The sequence below is a fragment of the Collinsella aerofaciens genome, from assembly GCF_005844325.1.
Classification (GTDB): Bacteria; Actinomycetota; Coriobacteriia; order Coriobacteriales; family Coriobacteriaceae; genus Collinsella; species Collinsella aerofaciens_G.
Window position 1 is genome coordinate 36,391 of record NZ_SPFY01000003.1, and the last position, 17,156, is coordinate 53,546.

General features: G+C 61.0%; 12 protein-coding genes. 10 read left to right on the forward strand and 2 right to left on the reverse strand.

The features are described 5' to 3' along the window. Nucleotides 1–5: 5 nt before the first annotated feature. Nucleotides 6–479: a hypothetical protein gene (locus FGQ61_RS01670; RefSeq protein WP_006235175.1), complete on the reverse strand. Its 474-nt coding sequence runs from the start codon at nucleotides 477–479 to the stop codon at nucleotides 6–8. A 339-nt stretch (nucleotides 480–818) separates the two neighbouring features. On the opposite strand from FGQ61_RS01670, the gene FGQ61_RS01675 reads away from it, so the two are divergent. The 7 genes from FGQ61_RS01675 (at nucleotide 819) to arcC (ending at nucleotide 11,243) form a co-directional block, all read left to right on the forward strand. Further along, the gene (locus FGQ61_RS01675) at nucleotides 819–1,139 is read left to right on the forward strand and encodes a YbaB/EbfC family nucleoid-associated protein (protein WP_006235174.1); all 321 of its coding nucleotides are present in this window, start codon (nucleotides 819–821) and stop codon (nucleotides 1,137–1,139) included. 13 nt (nucleotides 1,140–1,152) lie between these two features. Then, a complete protein-coding gene (gene recR, locus FGQ61_RS01680) occupies nucleotides 1,153–1,749 on the forward strand; it encodes a recombination mediator RecR (protein ID WP_006235173.1) in 597 nt (198 codons plus the stop codon). Nucleotides 1,750–1,994: 245 nt separating this feature from the next. Further along, a complete protein-coding gene (locus tag FGQ61_RS01685) occupies nucleotides 1,995–2,900 on the forward strand; it encodes a hypothetical protein (RefSeq protein WP_138374368.1) in 906 nt (301 codons plus the stop codon). Beyond that, a complete protein-coding gene (locus tag FGQ61_RS01690) occupies nucleotides 2,897–4,741 on the forward strand; it encodes a serine/threonine protein kinase (RefSeq protein WP_138374369.1) in 1,845 nt (614 codons plus the stop codon). Before FGQ61_RS01685 ends, FGQ61_RS01690 begins: the two co-directional genes overlap by 4 nt. 3 nt (nucleotides 4,742–4,744) lie before the next feature. Then, the gene (locus tag FGQ61_RS01695; RefSeq protein ID WP_138374370.1) at nucleotides 4,745–5,683 is read left to right on the forward strand and encodes an FHA domain-containing protein; all 939 of its coding nucleotides are present in this window, start codon (nucleotides 4,745–4,747) and stop codon (nucleotides 5,681–5,683) included. Between the two features lie 402 nt (nucleotides 5,684–6,085). Beyond that, the gene (gene nifJ, locus FGQ61_RS01700) at nucleotides 6,086–9,625 is read left to right on the forward strand and encodes a pyruvate:ferredoxin (flavodoxin) oxidoreductase (protein ID WP_138374371.1); all 3,540 of its coding nucleotides are present in this window, start codon (nucleotides 6,086–6,088) and stop codon (nucleotides 9,623–9,625) included. 655 nt (nucleotides 9,626–10,280) lie between these two features. Beyond that, nucleotides 10,281–11,243, forward strand: a complete 963-nt coding sequence (gene arcC, locus FGQ61_RS01705; RefSeq protein WP_055310076.1) for a carbamate kinase — start codon at nucleotides 10,281–10,283, stop codon at nucleotides 11,241–11,243. A gap of 188 nt (nucleotides 11,244–11,431) precedes the next feature. Here the strand turns inward: arcC and FGQ61_RS09615 are convergent, their stop codons facing one another. Then, nucleotides 11,432–12,433, reverse strand: a complete 1,002-nt coding sequence (locus FGQ61_RS09615; protein ID WP_212745426.1) for a C39 family peptidase — start codon at nucleotides 12,431–12,433, stop codon at nucleotides 11,432–11,434. A 355-nt stretch (nucleotides 12,434–12,788) separates the two neighbouring features. Between FGQ61_RS09615 and FGQ61_RS01715 the strand changes: the two genes are divergently transcribed. The 3 genes from FGQ61_RS01715 to FGQ61_RS01725 all read left to right on the forward strand — a co-directional run bounded on the left by FGQ61_RS01715 (nucleotide 12,789) and on the right by FGQ61_RS01725 (nucleotide 17,152). After that, nucleotides 12,789–14,240, forward strand: a complete 1,452-nt coding sequence (locus FGQ61_RS01715) for an APC family permease (RefSeq protein WP_138374372.1) — start codon at nucleotides 12,789–12,791, stop codon at nucleotides 14,238–14,240. A gap of 131 nt (nucleotides 14,241–14,371) precedes the next feature. Beyond that, nucleotides 14,372–15,649 (forward strand): metal-dependent hydrolase family protein, encoded by a 1,278-nt coding sequence (locus FGQ61_RS01720; protein WP_055310078.1) that lies wholly within the window; start codon nucleotides 14,372–14,374, stop codon nucleotides 15,647–15,649. Between the two features lie 117 nt (nucleotides 15,650–15,766). Further along, on the forward strand, nucleotides 15,767–17,152 hold the full coding sequence (locus FGQ61_RS01725; protein ID WP_249360912.1) for a histidine kinase: 1,386 nt from the start codon (nucleotides 15,767–15,769) through the stop codon (nucleotides 17,150–17,152). The last annotated feature ends 4 nt before the right edge of the window (nucleotides 17,153–17,156 follow it).

The window sequence follows — 17,156 nt, forward strand, 5'->3', positions numbered from 1 at the left end:
ACTGCTCAAGAAGAGGACCCCTTGTCCGGGCGCATCTGTATTTCGGACATGTGTAGTGTGGTGCCGCGTATGTCGCATTTGAGCAGACAGGTGCGTGACGGTCGGCCTAGGATGCTGAGGTCGATACGATACGTCGCATGGCTGTCCGTGTACTCGACTTGCTCGGCGTTAATGGTTGCTCCGATTGCCAAATAAACGCCTAGCTCGGCATCGACAATCTTGAAGTCCTTTATCTTGACCTTGAACTCTTGATAGAGGGACGGGCTGTTGTAGTAGACGGTTCGGGTTCCGTCGGTGCACTCATCGGTCGTCTCCCATTTGACGACGGGCTGGTCCGAGCTGGCTATCAGCAGTTCTGCTCCAAAAGCTATGGCATGGGTGATGACAACCAGCAATGCCCAGCCGACAAAGAGATAGAGAACCACATATGCAACGGGGTGTTTTGAGCGGATGTTTTGGAGCGCGTTGGGGGCATTCATGGGGCACCTCCAAATTACTATCTATGGCAATCAAATTATACCCTGCCGCCATGTGCGCCGCCTCGAGCAGCGGTTCGGCATTTAGCTATTTAGTGGCGCACATGAAATGCCGGATTCGGCTCTACTAGATTGAGTGTGCGATATTATGCAACCTTGCATAATTCGACCTTGCATAATCTTTGAGTGCGGTTTGTATTGGAGGACATGTATATCGACTGAGGTAACACGTCCGCCCCGCTCTCTCGCCGCGCGCCGTGGTACGATTTTTGAGTTTGAAAGTCCCGCCGTGCTCCGGCTGCCCTTGCAGCTCGGCGTGCGGCCGCACGTAAAGGAGCCATCATGGCCGGTATGAACATGCAGCAGATGATGAAGCAGGCTCGCAAGATGCAGGAGCAGCTTGCCGCCGCGCAGGAGAACCTCAAGTCCCAGACCGTCGACGCCTCTGCCGGCGGCGGCATGGTCAAGGTGACCGTTAACGGCGAGATGGAGCTCGTCAACCTCACCATCGATCCCGATGCGCTCGATCCCGAGGACGTCGATATGCTGCAGGATATGATCATGGCTGCCGTCAACGAGGCCGTTCGCGGCGTCAACGAGCTCGCCAACAAGCAGATGGGCGCCATCACCGGCGGCCTCAACATCCCGGGCATGCCGTTCTAAGACACGCATATATATGAGTGCCAACCACAGTCTGCAAAAACTGCTCGATGAGCTGGGCCGTCTGCCGGGCATTGGTCCCAAGTCGGCCCAGCGCATCGCCTATTACCTGTTGGAGGCCGACGCCGAGGAGGCGCGCCGCCTGGCCGAGGCCATCCTGGAGGTCAAGCAGGAGGTCCACTTTTGCAGCCGCTGCTTTAACTACGCCACGGCCGACGAGTGCTCCATCTGCCAGGACCCGATGCGCGATACCACTCGCATTTGCGTGGTGGGCGAGCCGCGCGATGTCCAGGCGATCGAGCGCACGGGCAGCTACCACGGCCTCTACCACGTATTGGGCGGCGTGATCAGTCCCATGGACAAGATTGGCCCCGAGCAGCTGCACATTCGAGAGCTGCTGGCACGCTTGGGCCACGAGGACATCCACGAGGTCATCATCGCCACCAACCCCAATATTGAGGGCGAGACCACGGCGAGCTATCTGGCCCGTACCATCAAGCCGTTGGGCGTCGAGGTGTCGCGTCTGGCAAGCGGCCTTCCCGTGGGCGGCGACTTGGAGTATGCCGACGAGCTTACGCTTGGCCGCGCCATCGAGGCCCGCCGCGCGATTTAGGTGGCGAGCCTGCTCCTGCCGTATGTTTTCCTCGCGACGCACGGGGTAGTCATAATTTCCCCGTGCGACTGTGAGTTTGTTGTGCAACAAAGATGCTTCGTATCCGCTTATCGCATGGATGCTTCCGCTCGCATCCTTAATTTGTCCATTCGTTGCGCAACCTTTTTGGTTCGCTGATACACTCAAATATGGATTCGAATGAATGCGCCGCTCCCGAGCGGCGTGTTTTTGTTGGAGGAGAACGCATGCGGCCCGGTGGCACTCAGACAAAGCGCGGCGCCGCGGTGCGCATACGACGCCGACTGGGCTTGGCGCCGCGGGCGTACGCACTGCTATCGTGCTCGCTGGTGCTGGTCATGGCTGGCGTTTCTGCCTATGGCATGACCGTGCCGTCCATGATGCAGGCGCATGCCGCACGCGAACCGCGCGTGGGGCATGAGGTCAAAAGTGATCTGGGTACCACGACTGGATATGCTTGGGCAAGTGTGGTCGCGCATATTGTGTTTGGCACCGACGATGCGGACGGCGCCGAGGCCCCGGACAACGAAGTCACGCTTGCCAATGGCAAAACCATCGTGCTCACCAACACCAAGATCATCGATCGATTGTCCAACAATAGCGTGGCGGCAACGGTGAATAAGGTCGAGCAGCAAAAGGAGCAGGACGCCCAGCAGTCCGGAAAGCCCGGTAGCTCGGATACTTCTGGCTCCGGCTCGGATTCATCGAGTTCGGGCGGCGGCTCTGGGTCGGGTTCCTCTACCGGAGGGCCTGGAAACGGCGGCTCGACGGGCGGCAACACTGACAACGATGCAAACTCCGGCGGCCTTTCCGCTGCTGAGGAAGAGGGCATTCACAGTTGGCTTGTGACCAAGTACAACATGCTCGACAGTTACGTTTCTCGTGCCAATGACGTGGTCTCGACCTATAACTCTACGGGAGATCCCAGGCCGTGCGACAGCCTGGTCGGGGAGATGTTTGTCATTCGAGCCGAGTTCGGTCGTCAGACATTCTCGCCCCGGTCAAAGTGGTATCAGCAGTATGCCAATCTGTGGGGCTGTTACACCAACCTATGTCAATGGGTTGGCCATTACGGCGATGATGACGTCGCGCTCGGTAACTTCAACAATAACGTGGCGGCGCTTGCCCTATGATGACCGATCTTGCATCCACCACACCACAATCACTCGGTCGCGATCCCATGGTCGGCCTGCGCCTGGCGCGTGTCGACGGGTTTGAGCCGGCCATTGCGCTCGGTCAGGACGAACTGCCTGCCTATCTGCGTCGTTTTACGATGCTGTTTGCCGACGATGCCACCATGCGCCGTGGCGGTATCGGCCGCGTGACGCGTGCCGTCAACGCCCAAGGCGAGGCCGTGGCACTCAAGCAGCTCATCTTGCCGACGCGCGATGAGTTTGACGACGATGCCGCTCACGAGGCGCTGGTCGCCAAGTTCAAGGCGGCGTTTCGCGAGGAATACGAATGCCATCGCGCCCTTTCGGGCCTTAAGGGCTTTCCCCGCCTCTATGGCTGGGGCGAGGTCGACGGTGTGCCTGCAATTGTCATGGAATGGGTCGAGGGCGAGACGCTTGCCCGCTTGCGTTCGCGACTCGCCGTGGACGATGCCGGACGCCTGTCGCCGCTTGTGGCGGCGCGTCTGGGTCGCGACCTGTTCGATCTGCTCTGCCGTATGAGCCTGGTGGGCGAGGGCTTTGTCCATCGCGATATCTCGCCCGCTAATATTATGGTGCGCACGGCGCGTCTACCGCTTGACCGGCAGCTTGCCGAGGGCACCTTTGACCTGTGCCTGATCGACTTTGGCTCGTCGCTGGCGCTTGAGCCTGCGTCGGCCGTGGCCGGTACCGGCGGCAAGGCGTCGTTTACGGAGCGTTATGCGACGCTGCGTCGCGCGACGGTGGCCTACGCTCCGCCCGAGATGCTCACCGACGATATTCCCGACCTGCGCGCTTTGCGTATGTCGCCGGCGATCGACGTCTATGCCGCGGCAAGCACGGTTTACGAGCTCATTGCCGGCGTCGCGCCATACGAAGCCGCGCCGAGCACTTCGGGCGCCTCGGGTTCGCGCAAAAGGACGCGCGACATCGCGAGCCCCTACCGTCTCAAAATGGACACGCGGCCCGACTATCCCATTGGTGCCCATGCGCCCGGTTGTGATTTGACTCAGCTGCTTCGTCGTGAGCCCGATGTGGCGCTCGCCGCGGCCGAGCAGGCCCAGCAGCTAGGGCTTGAGCCGGATTCCGAAGAGCTACGCGATGCGCTGGCGTTTGTCGATGCCCAGCTGTTCGACGTGGTGATGGCCTGTCTGTCCAGCCATCAAAAAGATCGTCCCGAGCCGGCGGCGGTCGAGGCGGCGCTCTCGGCGTTTTGTGACCACTATGCGCAAAATGTCGGTCGTTCGCTCCGCGGCGAGCCGCTCACGCCGTGCCCCATGGATGCGTCTGGCCGCGCGGTGCGTCGCGCGCTGATGGTCGGCGCGACGGTCGTCTGTGGCGTGGTTTGGGCTGTGGTCGTGGTTTCGGCCGCGCTGCTGGCGTCGGGCGCTCGCGTGACGGCGACTTTGGGATCGCTCGTGTGGTCTGGGTCGCTACCGGGTATTATTGCCGCACTGGCGTTGGCGCTGCCAGGCATAGCCGGCGTTGCCGCGGGGGCACTTGCGCGCGATCGGCGCTCGGGCTTCCTGCAGGGTGTGCTTGCGCTTTCTGCCTGCGAGGTTCCGGTGCTGGTTGTGGCTGCATGTAGCGTATTTTCCCAACGCGCCGTGATGGGCGGCCTTGTTGCCGCTCTGGTTGCAACCTATACGCTTACGTGGTTTTTGCTTGCGATGGGCTTTGCCTTTGAACTTCCCGTTTCGGCACCGCGACGCACAAAAGCCCAGATGGCGACTCCGCTTGCCGGTGGAGCCGCAGCTGCCCGTACTTTTGGCGGACCTGTCGAAGTATCGTCCGATTCTATTTCTACGACCAAGGAGGCCTAGGTCATGGCATCTCAAGTTGAGCTCACCCCATGCGGGGCCATGTTTGACATCTTTAAGCGCGCGGCGCATCTGAGCCATATCGAGCTGTGCGGCCTGGTGCTTTCGTCCCGTCCGCTCGCCGACGGCCGCAGCCCGCAGAGCCGAGCCGCCGATCGCTCTTGGGTTTCCCGCTTTATCGTTCGCGCGCCGGTCGGCACGCTTCAGCAGCGCTACTTTGCCGAATACGGTACCTCGGCTGCGCGTATTATGTCGCAACTGGCCCTGCGCCAGCGAAATCCCATGGACTCCACGGCTGTGATCAATATGGCGTGCGGTCCTGCAGGTGAACCGATGGTACGCGCGCTCGAAGAGTGCCACCAGGACACGAATCTCTATCGCAACGCGCTCGATCGCCTGTCCCAGGCGGCGGAACTCATGCCCGCCGAGCGCGCCGAGGCCGTGCTGGTGCTGTTTGTCGCTGTCGGTTGTTCGGCGGATGTGCGGTCCTCGGTGAACTATGCCATCGACTACGCGCACGCGACCTGTGGCGGAGGAACATCCACGCCGCGTTCGCTTGGCATGTCGATGACCGCGGGCGAACGCGAACCCGCCCCGGCGCACCCCTTGGGCTTGCTGCGCGTGCAAAACAGTTTTGTCGTGAGCGCCCCGCGCTGGATTCAGCCGAGCGAGCAGGGTGTTGAGATTGGCGCGCTGGCCACTGGTGAGGGCGATATTACCGACGTCGGCGACGATGTCTCGGCCCGCCATGCCCATATCTGGTGCGATGCTCAAAATATCTGGCACGTCGAGGACTTGTCGTCCACCAACGGAACCGTGGTGGTAAACGGGGCCACGCGCGTCTGCATTCAGGTCGAGCCCGGCCGTTCCGCCCAACTCAATCCCGGCGACGAGCTCAAGCTCGGCGAATCCACTACCTACGCCATTCTCTTCGGTGCCCTCTAGCCAGTCCTGCCAAATGGTCCCTCCGTCCCCAAGGGATCATTTTGCTCCCGGCAGTCACCTGAGGTAAACCTTTACCGCCCGCCTATATTTGCCGAAATTACACTTGACGGCGGGGTACAATAAACCCGCATGCGGATTTCCGTTGCGGGCGCTTCCCATCGCCGGGGCGTGCCCGGGAGCATCCGGCATGCGGCCTTTGCGGCGCTCGGTCATGTGCAAGACGGGCGGTCGGGTCTGTGGGGCGCATCAGCTGGCCCTCGCCTCGGCATGTCTTCTCTCCACGCCACGTACCTGCTGCTGAGCCTGCCTGCCAGATGATTGGAAGCAACAGCGTAAATCCCATCACGCCAACATCCCGGCGATCGCCGGGGCCTGTATACCTATATGAGAGGAGAGGGGTATATGGCGCGTAAGTTTAAGTCTATGGACGGCAACGAGGCGGCCGCATATGTTTCGTATGCGTACACCGAGGTAGCGGGAATCTATCCCATTACGCCGTCCAGCCCGATGGCCGACCATGTCGACCAGTGGGCGGCCCAGGGTCGCAAGAATATCTTCGGCACCCCGGTCAAGGTCGTCGAGATGGAGTCCGAGGCAGGTGCAGCCGGTACCGTTCACGGTTCGCTGGGCGCCGGTGCTCTGACCACCACCTACACGGCTTCTCAGGGTCTGCTCCTGATGATCCCGAACATGTACAAGATCGCGGGCGAGCAGCTCCCGGGCGTCTTCCACGTCTCCGCGCGTTGCGTCGCTTCCCACGCCCTGAACATTTTTGGCGATCACTCCGACGTCATGGCCTGCCGTCAGACCGGCTTCGCCATGCTCGCCGAGGGCAACGTCCAGGAGGTCATGGACCTCTCGCCGGTGGCCCACCTTGCCGCCATCGAGGGCAAGACTCCGTTCCTTAACTTCTTCGACGGCTTCCGCACCAGCCACGAGATCCAGAAGGTCGCCATGTGGGACTACAAGGATCTGGCCGAGATGTGCGACATGGACGCTGTCCAGGCTTTCCGCGACCACGCGCTCAACCCTGAGCACCCGCACACCCGCGGTAGCCACGAGAACGGCGACATCTTCTTCCAGAACCGCGAGGCCTGCAACAAGGTCTACGACGAGCTTCCCGCCGTCGTCGAGGGCTACATGAAGAAGATCAACGAGAAGCTCGGCACCGATTACGGCCTGTTCAACTACTACGGCGCTCCCGATGCCGATCGCGTCGTCGTGTGCATGGGCTCCTTCTGCGACGTGCTCGAGGAAGTCATCGACTACCTTAACGCTCACGGCGAGAAGGTCGGCCTGGTCAAGGTTCGCCTGTTCCGTCCGTTCTCCATCAAGCACTTTGTCGACGTTCTCCCCGAGACCGTCAAGAAGATTGCCGTCATGGACCGCACCAAGGAGCCGGGTTCCATCGGCGAGCCGCTCTACCAGGACGTCGTCTCCGCTCTCTACGAGGCCGGCAAGACGGGCATCAAGGTCGTCGGCGGCCGTTATGGCCTGGGCAGCAAGGATACGCCTCCCGCGTCCGCGTTCGCTGTCTTCGAGGAGCTCAAGAAGGACGAGCCCAAGCGCGAGTTCACCATCGGCATTGTCGATGACGTGACCAACCTGAGCCTGCCCGAGGCCGAGGATGCGCCCAACACCGCAGCCCCCGGCACCATCGAGTGCAAGTTCTGGGGTCTGGGTGGCGACGGTACCGTCGGCGCCAACAAGAACTCGATTAAGATCATCGGCGACCACACCGACAAGTACGTCCAGGCCTACTTCCAGTACGACTCCAAGAAGACCGGCGGCGTCACCGTCTCGCACCTGCGCTTTGGTGATTCCCCGATTCGCTCGCCGTACTACGTGACCAAGGCCGACTTTGTCGCCTGCCATAACCCCAGCTACATCGTTAAGGGCTTCAAGATGGTCCGCGACGTCAAGCCGGGCGGCACCTTCCTGGTCAACTGCCAGTGGAGCGACGAGGAGTTCGCCGAGCACATGCCCGCCGTGGCCAAGCGCTACATCGCGAACAACAACGTCAACGTCTACCTGATCGACGCTATCGACCTGGCCGCCAAGGTCGGCATGGGCAAGCGCACCAACACGGTGCTCCAGTCCGCCTTCTTCGCGCTGGCCAAGGTCCTGCCCGCCGAGGACGCCCTGCAGTACATGAAGGACGCGGCTACCAAGTCCTACATGAAGAAGGGCCAGGCCATCGTCGACGCCAACCATAAGGCCATCGATGCCGGCGCTACCGCCTTCCGTAAGTTCGAGGTTCCGGCCGACTGGGCTACCGCCGAGGATGCCGCTCCCGTCGAGCTCTCCGAGGAGACCAAGTCCGCCATCGCCCAGCAGGTCAAGAACCTGCTCGAGCCCATCGATCGCATGGATGGCGACAGCCTGCCTGTTTCCGCCTTCGTCGATTGCGCTGACGGCCAGTTTGAGCTGGGCGCCTCCGCATACGAGAAGCGCGGCGTCGCCGTGGTCGTTCCCCACTGGGACGAGACCAAGTGCATCCAGTGCAACCAGTGCGCCTATGTGTGCCCGCATGCCACCATCCGTCCGTTCGCGATGACCGAGGACGAGGCCGCCGCCGCGCCCGAGGCTACCCGCACGCTCGACGCCATGGGCCCCAAGGCCAAGGGCATGAAGTTCACCATGGCCGTGTCCCCGCTCGACTGCATGGGTTGCACCAACTGCGTCAAGGTCTGCCCCAAGGGCGCCCTCGAGATGGTTCCCACCGAGCAGGAGATGGACCAGCAGCCCGTTTGGGACTACATGGTCGAGAACGTCTCCGAGAAGAAGGAGCTCATCGCGGCCAACGTCAAGGGCAGCCAGTTTAAGCAGCCCTACCTGGAGTTCTCCGGCTCCTGCGCCGGCTGCGCCGAGACCGCCTATGCACGTCTGGTGACCCAGGTTGCCGGCGACCGCATGTTCATCTCCAACGCCACCGGCTGCTCCTCCATTTGGGGCAACCCCGCTGCCACCGCTCCTTACTGCAAGGACAAGGACGGTCACGGCCCGGCGTGGAACAACTCCCTGTTCGAGGACAATGCCGAGCACGGTCTGGGCATGGCCGTCGGTTACGAGGCCGTCCAGAAGAAGCTGATCGCCGCTACCCAGGACATCATCGCTGCCGATGGTCCGTCCGATGAGCTCAAGGCCGCCGGCCAGGCTTGGATCGACTCCGTCAACGACGCCGAGGCCTCCAAGACCGCTGCTGCTGCCTACGTTGCCGAGCTCGAGAAGTGCGGCTGCGACGCTTCCAAGGCGATCCTCGCTGACAAGGCTTACCTCACCAAGAAGTCCTTCTGGATCTTCGGCGGCGACGGCTGGGCCTACGACATCGGCTTCGGTGGCCTGGACCACGTCTTGGCTTCCGGCCACAACGTCAACGTCTTCGTCTTCGACACCGAGGTCTACTCCAACACCGGCGGTCAGGCCTCCAAGGCCTCGAACCTGGGCCAGGTCGCTCAGTTCGCCGCTGCCGGTAAGGTGACCAAGAAGAAGTCCCTGGCCGAGATCGCCATGAGCTACGGCTACGTCTACGTGGCGCAGGTCGCCATGGGCGCCAACCCGGCTCAGACCCTCAAGGCCATTCACGAGGCCGAGGCCTACGACGGCCCGTCCCTCATCATCGGCTACAGCCCCTGCGAGATGCACTCCATCAAGAAGGGTGGCATGCAGAACTGCCAGGCCGAGATGAAGAAGGCTGTCGAGTGCGGTTACTGGAACCTCTTCCGCTTCAACCCCGAGGCTGCTGCCGGCAAGAAGTTCTCGCTCGATTCCAAGGAGCCCGCGGGCGGTTATCAGGAGTTCCTGATGAACGAGGCCCGTTACGCTTCGCTGACGCGTTCCTTCCCCGAGCGCGCCGAGGAGCTCTTCAAGGAGAATGAGCAGGCTGCTATGGACCGCTATCAGCACCTGCTGAAGCTCAAAACGGTGTATAACGAGGCCTAGGTCTCCCACCGCAGGATCTGAGGGCTGACCTTCGCGGACGTCCTCGGACATGAAAGAACCCCCGCTGCGCATTATGTGCGGCGGGGGTTCTTTCGTCCTGCGGAGTGTCCGCGAAGGTCAGCCCTCAGATCCTGCTACGACTACGTCCTCAGATTGTGTGGGCGGATGAAGGACGTAGTTGGCCGGGTATTCCGTCCCTTTCGCTGTTTCGCGGCTTTGCCGCGAAACCTCGCGCCACTTTGGGGATGGATGGGGGACTTGGCTGTTGCCGCCTTTTCGGAGCGCTTCTTTATTCCTTTTGCTGGATGAAAAGCCCCTTGTTTTTGCAGGGGTGCATACTCGACTTATAAGTGCATAGAATCTCGTATAGCGCGAGTAAGATATTGCGCTGTCCGTTTTGTGTTTAGCAGAGATGTAGTTTGCATAATCCGACATAATCCTCGCTTCATTTAAATAAAGTCGCACGTAAATTACGTAGATATGTCTGAGCTGGAGTTCTGTACGCTGAGCGGACAAAAACGACCGTTCACCGTTCCGCTATTTTCAAAATGAATAAAATGAGCGATAAAGAGAATATAAACCTTAATAAACTCGCGTATCGCACGGACGCGGGTTATTAATGGGTTGTAGGCCTTTTACAGAAAGGATTCCAGCAATGTCTAAGCCTCTTGGCAAGCCCGATCGTATTGTCGTCGCCCTTGGCGGCAACGCCCTCGGCAACAACCCCGTCGAGCAGATCGAGGCCGTGAGCAACACCGCCCACGCTCTCCTCGGTCTCATCGAGCAAGGCAATGAGATCATCATCACCCACGGCAACGGCCCGCAGGTCGGCATGATCCAGAACGCCTTCGCCGCTGCCCACGATGCCATCGGTACCCCCGAGATGCCGCTGCCCGAGTGCGGCGCTATGTCCCAGGGCTACATTGGTTATCACCTGCAGCAGGGCATCGGCCGCGAGATGCACAAGCGCTATAAGCGTTGGCACGCCGCAACCGTCGTCACCCAGATCGAGTGCGACCCGGACGATCCCGCGTTCAAGAACCCGACCAAGCCGATCGGTCCCTTCTACACCGAGGAGCAGGCCAAGGAGTTCATGGCCGAGGACCCCTCCAAGGTCTTCGTCGAGGATTCCGGCCGCGGCTGGCGTCGCGTCGTCGCTTCCCCCGATCCCAAGAAGATCGTCGAGGCCGACTCCATCCTCAACCTGCTCGACAACGAGTTCATCGTCATCGCCTGCGGTGGCGGCGGCATCCCCGTCGTCCGCGACTACGAGAACAAGGGCTGCTACAAGGGCGTTCCCGCCGTCATCGACAAGGACCTGGGCGGCGAGCTGCTGGCCGAGGACTGCGACGCCGACGTTCTGTTCCTGCTGACCGCCGTTGAGCATGTCGCCATCAACTTTGGCAAGCCCAACCAGGAGGAGCTCGAGGACATTACCGCCGACGAGGCCGAGCGCCTGGCCGACGAGGGCCAGTTCGGCAAGGGTTCCATGGAGCCCAAGGTCCGCGCTGCCATCAAGTTCGCCCGTTCCCGCAAGGGCCGCACCTGCATCATCGGCGCTCTGGACAAGGCCGCCGAGACCATGGCTGGCCTCTCCGGTACCCGCATCCACGAGTAGTCTCTACTCTGTTGCCTCTCTCGTGGGCGCCAGGCAAAGCGCCCGCAAACTAGCCTCTCTTCATGAGCCCCGCAGTCCGCTCCGACTGCGGGGCTTTTGCTATTCACCTAGTCATTGGGGACGTTCTTAAATGACTAGTCAAACAAGAGCGTCCCCAATGACCACTCATTTAAGTCTGTCCCCAATGACTAGTAGTAGGCCCACATGGCTTCGACTTCGTTGAGGACCTCTACGACGCCCCAGCGACGGGCGCTGCGGCTGGCCGAGTTGGGGTCGTAGACGCCAATCTGGTCGGCATCGTCGATGCCGTAGAGCACGATGTAGTGGCCTACGTTGGTAAACGTACCGGGGCGCACTGCGGCGATGACGGGCGCACCCGAGCGAAGTGCTTGAGTAATCGATTCGCGATCGTTATAGAGCTGTGTTCCGTTGAGCCCCAGCTGCCACGCACCGCCTGTCATAAACGACCACTCGGTGGCACCAGTGGGGGCGTAGTTGCCGGCTTCGGCCAGCGCGCATATATCGACCGGCGTCTTATCGGTATGGCCGGTCTTAAAGATATAGACCATGGTGAGGCAGGTAGGACCGCAAGCGTTTTCGCGAATAGTGCCACCGGCATAGGGCAGCTCCGACCATGCGGGGTCAATTTGGTAGATGTGGGGCATGGTGCCGGCCTCCCATTGCGAGCGTGGGGTCGAGAACGCAAAGGAGTAACCGGGCGCGACGGGAGCTTTAAGCAGCTTGTCCTCGGCAGTGGGCTCAAGACCGGCTGATCCGTGGGAGATACAGGATCCCAAAAACACAAAGACGAGGCAGGCGGCGATGGAGCAAAGCGCAAGGCGTAGGCGGCGGGCCGGAAGCGCGTGGCTTGTGGTGTGCGACGCGGGGTGAGGGGAGGAATTGCCGCGATCGCGTTGAGGTCGCGAAAAGGAACGCTTGACGTAGTAGTCGGTCTTACGGCGATCGTAGCGGCGTGGCTGCGATGTGTCGGTCTGACGTTGGCGTGTGCTCGTACTCACGCGGTCTGACTGCTGCACGGTACGGCTTTGCTGCCGCGAAGAAGCCCCGGGCTGCTCTTGGGGGCGCTGCGGGTTGTCGTTGTCGGAGGTGCTTCTGGGCGTTGGCGTGGTGCGGCCGGCAAGGCGCACGCTTTGTGGCCGTTGGTCGCCGTCATTGTATCCGTATGCCATTCGAATCACCTTGCCTCATGTGTAACTTGTCTATCCTACATAAAAAGATGCACGACACATGGGTATGTGCGCCAAAAGCCTGACAAATGGTATGAACGTTGCCGCGCCGCGCGCCAAGCGTCACGGCAACAGGTCTTCAAAAGCAGACAAGATGAAAGCGTCCAAGACGAATGACGTCTCCCGCCGTTCGTCCCAAAAACGGTGCCGCTCGTTTTGCAGTTCTGCCTTCGGTCGAGCTGCGAGCGGAGCTGCTGCGCCAAGGCCGTATCTTAAAGCCATGGAATAAAAGCGCGCGGCAAAACAGACCGCGCAAGGGGTGACGTCAAGGGGCGTCAAAAAGGAAAGGAGGGGAACAATGGCGGACAAGAATGCAGAAGTTGCAGTCGAGGATAACGGCGATATGAAGAAAACGCTTTCGCTCTGGAACTTCTTCACCATCGGTTTCGGTGCCATTATCGGTACCGGTTGGGTTCTGCAGGTCGGCGACTGGATGGTCGTGGGCGGCGGTCCCGTTCCCGCTATGATCGCATTCCTCTTGGGTGCAATCTTCCTCGTGCCCGTCGGAGCTGTTTTCGGTGAGCTCACGGCTGCTATCCCCATCTCGGGCGGCATCGTCGAGTATGTCGATCGTAGCTTTGGCCGTACGCTGAGCTACATCACCGGATGGCTTTTGGCTCTGGGCAACGGTATCCTGTGCCCGTGGGAGGCCATCGCCATTTCGACCCTCGTGTCCGAGATGTTCGGCAGCCTGCCTGGTCTTGAGTGGCTGCGCGCCGTCAAGCTCTACACCATCCTGGGCGCCGACGTTTACCTGTTCCCGACGCTGATCGCGCTCGGCTTTGCAGCCTACGTCATCTTCCTCAACTTCCGCGGTGCCAGCTCGGCCGCCAAGCTCCAGGCCTTCCTGACCAAGGCCCTGCTCTGCGGCATGCTGCTCGCCATGGGCGTCTCGCTGTTCACCGGCTCGCCGGACAACGCCATGCCCGTGTTCTCCCGGGTCACCGGCGCTGGCGGCGGCAAGGCCGCTACCGAGGGCGCCAGCCTGTTCGCCGGCATCGTGTCGGTCCTGGTTCTGACTCCGTTCTTCTATGCCGGTTTCGACACCATTCCTCAGCAGGCTGAGGAAGCAGCCGAGGGCCTCAACTGGAACAAGTTCGGCAAGATCATCTCCCTGGCCCTGCTGGCCGCCGGCGGCTTCTACATGGTCTGCATCTACTCGTTCGGCACCATCCTCGACTGGCATGAGTTTGTTAAGAGCCCGGTTCCCGCGCTTGCCTGCCTCAAGGGCATCAACATGCTTCTGTACCTGGCCATGCTCGTCATCGCCACGCTTGGACCCATGGGCCCGATGAACTCCTTCTACGGCGCCACGAGCCGCATCATGCTCGCCATGGGCCGCAAGGGCCAACTGCCCGAGAAGTTCGCCGAGGTCGACCCCAAGTCCGGCGCTCCCAAGCTCGCCTGCGTCGTTCTGGGCGTTATCACCGTCATCGGTCCGTTCCTGGGCAAGAACATGCTCATCCCTCTGACCAACGTGTCGGCTCTCGCCTTCATTTTCTCCTGCGGTATGGTCGCCCTCGCCTGCCTGCGCATGCGCTTCACCGAGCCCGACCTGCCTCGTCCCTACGAGGTGCCCGGCGGCAAGTTTGGCATCGGCCTCGCTATCGCTGCCTGCGCCATCATCATCGGCCTGCTCGTGATTCCGTTCTCTCCCGCCTCCCTCAACATGGTGGAGTGGAGCATCGTGATCGGCTGGTTGGCTATTGGCCTGGCCCTCATGGCTTTCACCAATTCCCGCAAAAAGTAACGCCTAGCCGGGGCGGATCGGGTGCGTGGGGCCCTCTCTCCCGCGCACCGAACCCGGCACCACTTGGGTAGCTTTGTGAGGCCTTAACCCAACACGGCCTCGCCCACTATATGGATCCATAAGGAGGAACCATGTCCACTAAGTATGCAATCGTTGGCGGCAAGCTCATCGACGGTACCGGTGCCGAGCCGGTCGAGAACTCCCTCGTTCTCGTCGACGACAACGGCAAGATCGAGTACGCCGGCACTATGCAGGACCTTCCCGAGGGCGTTGAGGTCATCGACGCCGCCGGCAAGACCGTCCTTCCCGGCCTGATCGACACCCATCTGCACTTCTCGGGCAACCTGACCGACGATGATACCGATTGGGTCATGCAGCCGCTCCTCGAGAAGCAGGCCGTCGCCGTCAAGCAGGCCTACGACTGCCTCACTCACGGCCTCACCACTGTCTGCGAGATCGGCCGCTTTGGTATCCAGATCCGTGACTGCATCGACAAGGGCGTCTTTAAGGGCCCGCGCGTTCTGGCCACCGGCCTCGGCTTCTGCCGCGTTGCCGGCCACGGTGACTCCCACCACTGCACCCAGGAGCTCAACAAGGAATCCCATCCCTGGGGCGACCAGGTCGACGGTCCTTGGGATCTGCGCAAGGCCGTCCGTCGTCGCCTGCGCGAGAACCCCGATGCCATCAAGATCTGGGCTACCGGTGGCGGCATCTGGCGCTGGGACTCCGGTCGCGACCAGCACTATTGCTCCGAGGAGATCCAGGCCGTAGTCGAAGAGGCAAAGATGGTCGGCATCCCCGTGTGGAGCCACTGCTACAACAACCACGCCGCTGCCTACGATTCCGTTCGCTTTGGCTGCGAGCAGCTGATTCACGGCTTCGATATCGATGAGCGCACCATGGACCTCATGGCCGAGCAGGGCACCTTCTTCACCCCGACGATCGCCTTCCTGCCCACCTGGTACGCCACCTATCCGCCCGTCTACGTCCCCGAGCTGCACGACAAGTACGAGGGCACCCTGGTCGAGAAGGAGCTGCAGCGCAACTACGACTGCCTGCGCGAGGCCAAGAAGCGCGGCGTCGTCATGACGATCGGCTCCGACTCCTTCTCCTTCGTCACCCCGTACGGCACCTGCTCCATCGAGGAGATGTACGAGTTCGTCGACAAGATCGGCTTCACCCCGGTCGAGACCATCACCTGCGCCACCCTCAACGGTGCCAAGATGTGCCACATCGAGGACGAGACCGGTTCCATCGAGGCCGGCAAGTGCGCCGACCTGCTGGTCGTCAACGGTGACGTCGCCGCCGACATCCACGTGCTCAACACCGACAACATGGACGTCATCATGAAGGACGGCTGGATCGTCGAGGCGGGCACCTTTGGCGAGGCCAACAAATACAGCGCCTAAACTACCGTTCATCGACGACTGGATGTAAAACACAGTATTTGATTGCATAATGCAATGGAGAGGGTCGCTTGCGGCCCTCTTTATTGCTATGGGTGCGATAGATAAAAGGGGATGACGGTGGATTTAAACAGGCTGATTCTGGGCAAGAGCTACAACTCTACCAAGGTCTTTCGTACGGCCCAGCATGTGGTCCAGGCCATCCTGCTCGGTGTTGTCGTTCCGGCGCTTATCCTGCTGCTTATCTGGGATTTAACCGATAACCCCAATCCCGTTCCGGGCGTTGTCGTTATTGCCGGCATGGTCATGCTGTGCTTCTTTTTCTCGTATGTCTTTGTGGTCCCCGACGACCTCACATCGAGTGCAACCGACCGTACGCTCGCCATCGCATCAAAAATATTCGCCTACACGTCGCGCGGCCTTACGCCCGAAGCGGCCTTGGGCGCCTCTAAAATCATCCTGTCCGAGACCATCGCCTCTGCCATCTGCTTTACCGATGGCAAACAGGTGTTGGCAAGCTGGGGCGAGGACTCGGCAAAGTGCCCTGCCGGCACCCCGGTCGTGCTCAAGACCACGCTCAGTGTGATTGAGACGGGCGAGCAGAGTGTGTTTTCGCGTGACACCTCCAATGAGACGGGCGGTTATTTTCCCCGTCTGCGCGCCGGCATTGTCGCGCCGCTTACCGTGCGCGGGCATTGCGTGGGCACACTCGAGCTGTACTATCCCCGCCTGAGCAGCATCGATATGCGCCAGACGGCGTTGGCCTCGGGCTTTGCCGATCTCATTTCCACGCAGCTCGCCAGCTTTGAGCTCGAGCGCCAGGACGAGCTTACGGCCCGCGTGGAGCTGCGTGCCTTGCAATCACAGGTCGATCCTCATTTTCTATTCAATACCATTAGCACGATCGTGTCGCTCGTTCGAACCGAGCCCGACAAGGCGCGATCGCTGTTGATCGACTTTTCCAACTACTATCGTCAGACGCTTTCTGATTCCGATACGCTCACCACGCTCGAGCACGAGGTGGAACAGGGCACTCGTTATATCAATCTTATGCAGGCCCGGTATGGCGACGGCCGTCTGCGCGTTTCGGTCGACATCGACTTTGAGGTGCGCGACAGCCTGGTACCGCCGTTTATCTTGCAGCCGCTGCTCGAAAACTGCATCAAGCATGCGCAGCGCGAGACCGAGCCGCTTTCTATTCGTGTTAGGGCTTTTGAGACCGATGACGGCTTGGAGATCATCGTCGAAGATGACGGCATCGGTATGAGCGAAGAAGTCTGCGCGCATCTGTTTGAGCAGCATCGCCGAGAGGAGCCCGAGAGCATTACCGCCGACGGCTCCATCAAGCGAGGTTGCGGCCTGGCGCTCTTCAACGTGCTTCAGCGCATCCATTTCTTTTACGGAGAAGATTCTGGCATGCGCGTGAAGTCCCAGGAGGGCGTGGGAACGCAGGTCATCGTCGAGCTGAACGGCGAGCCGCATGAGCCAGCGCCGCTAACGGTGTAGCACG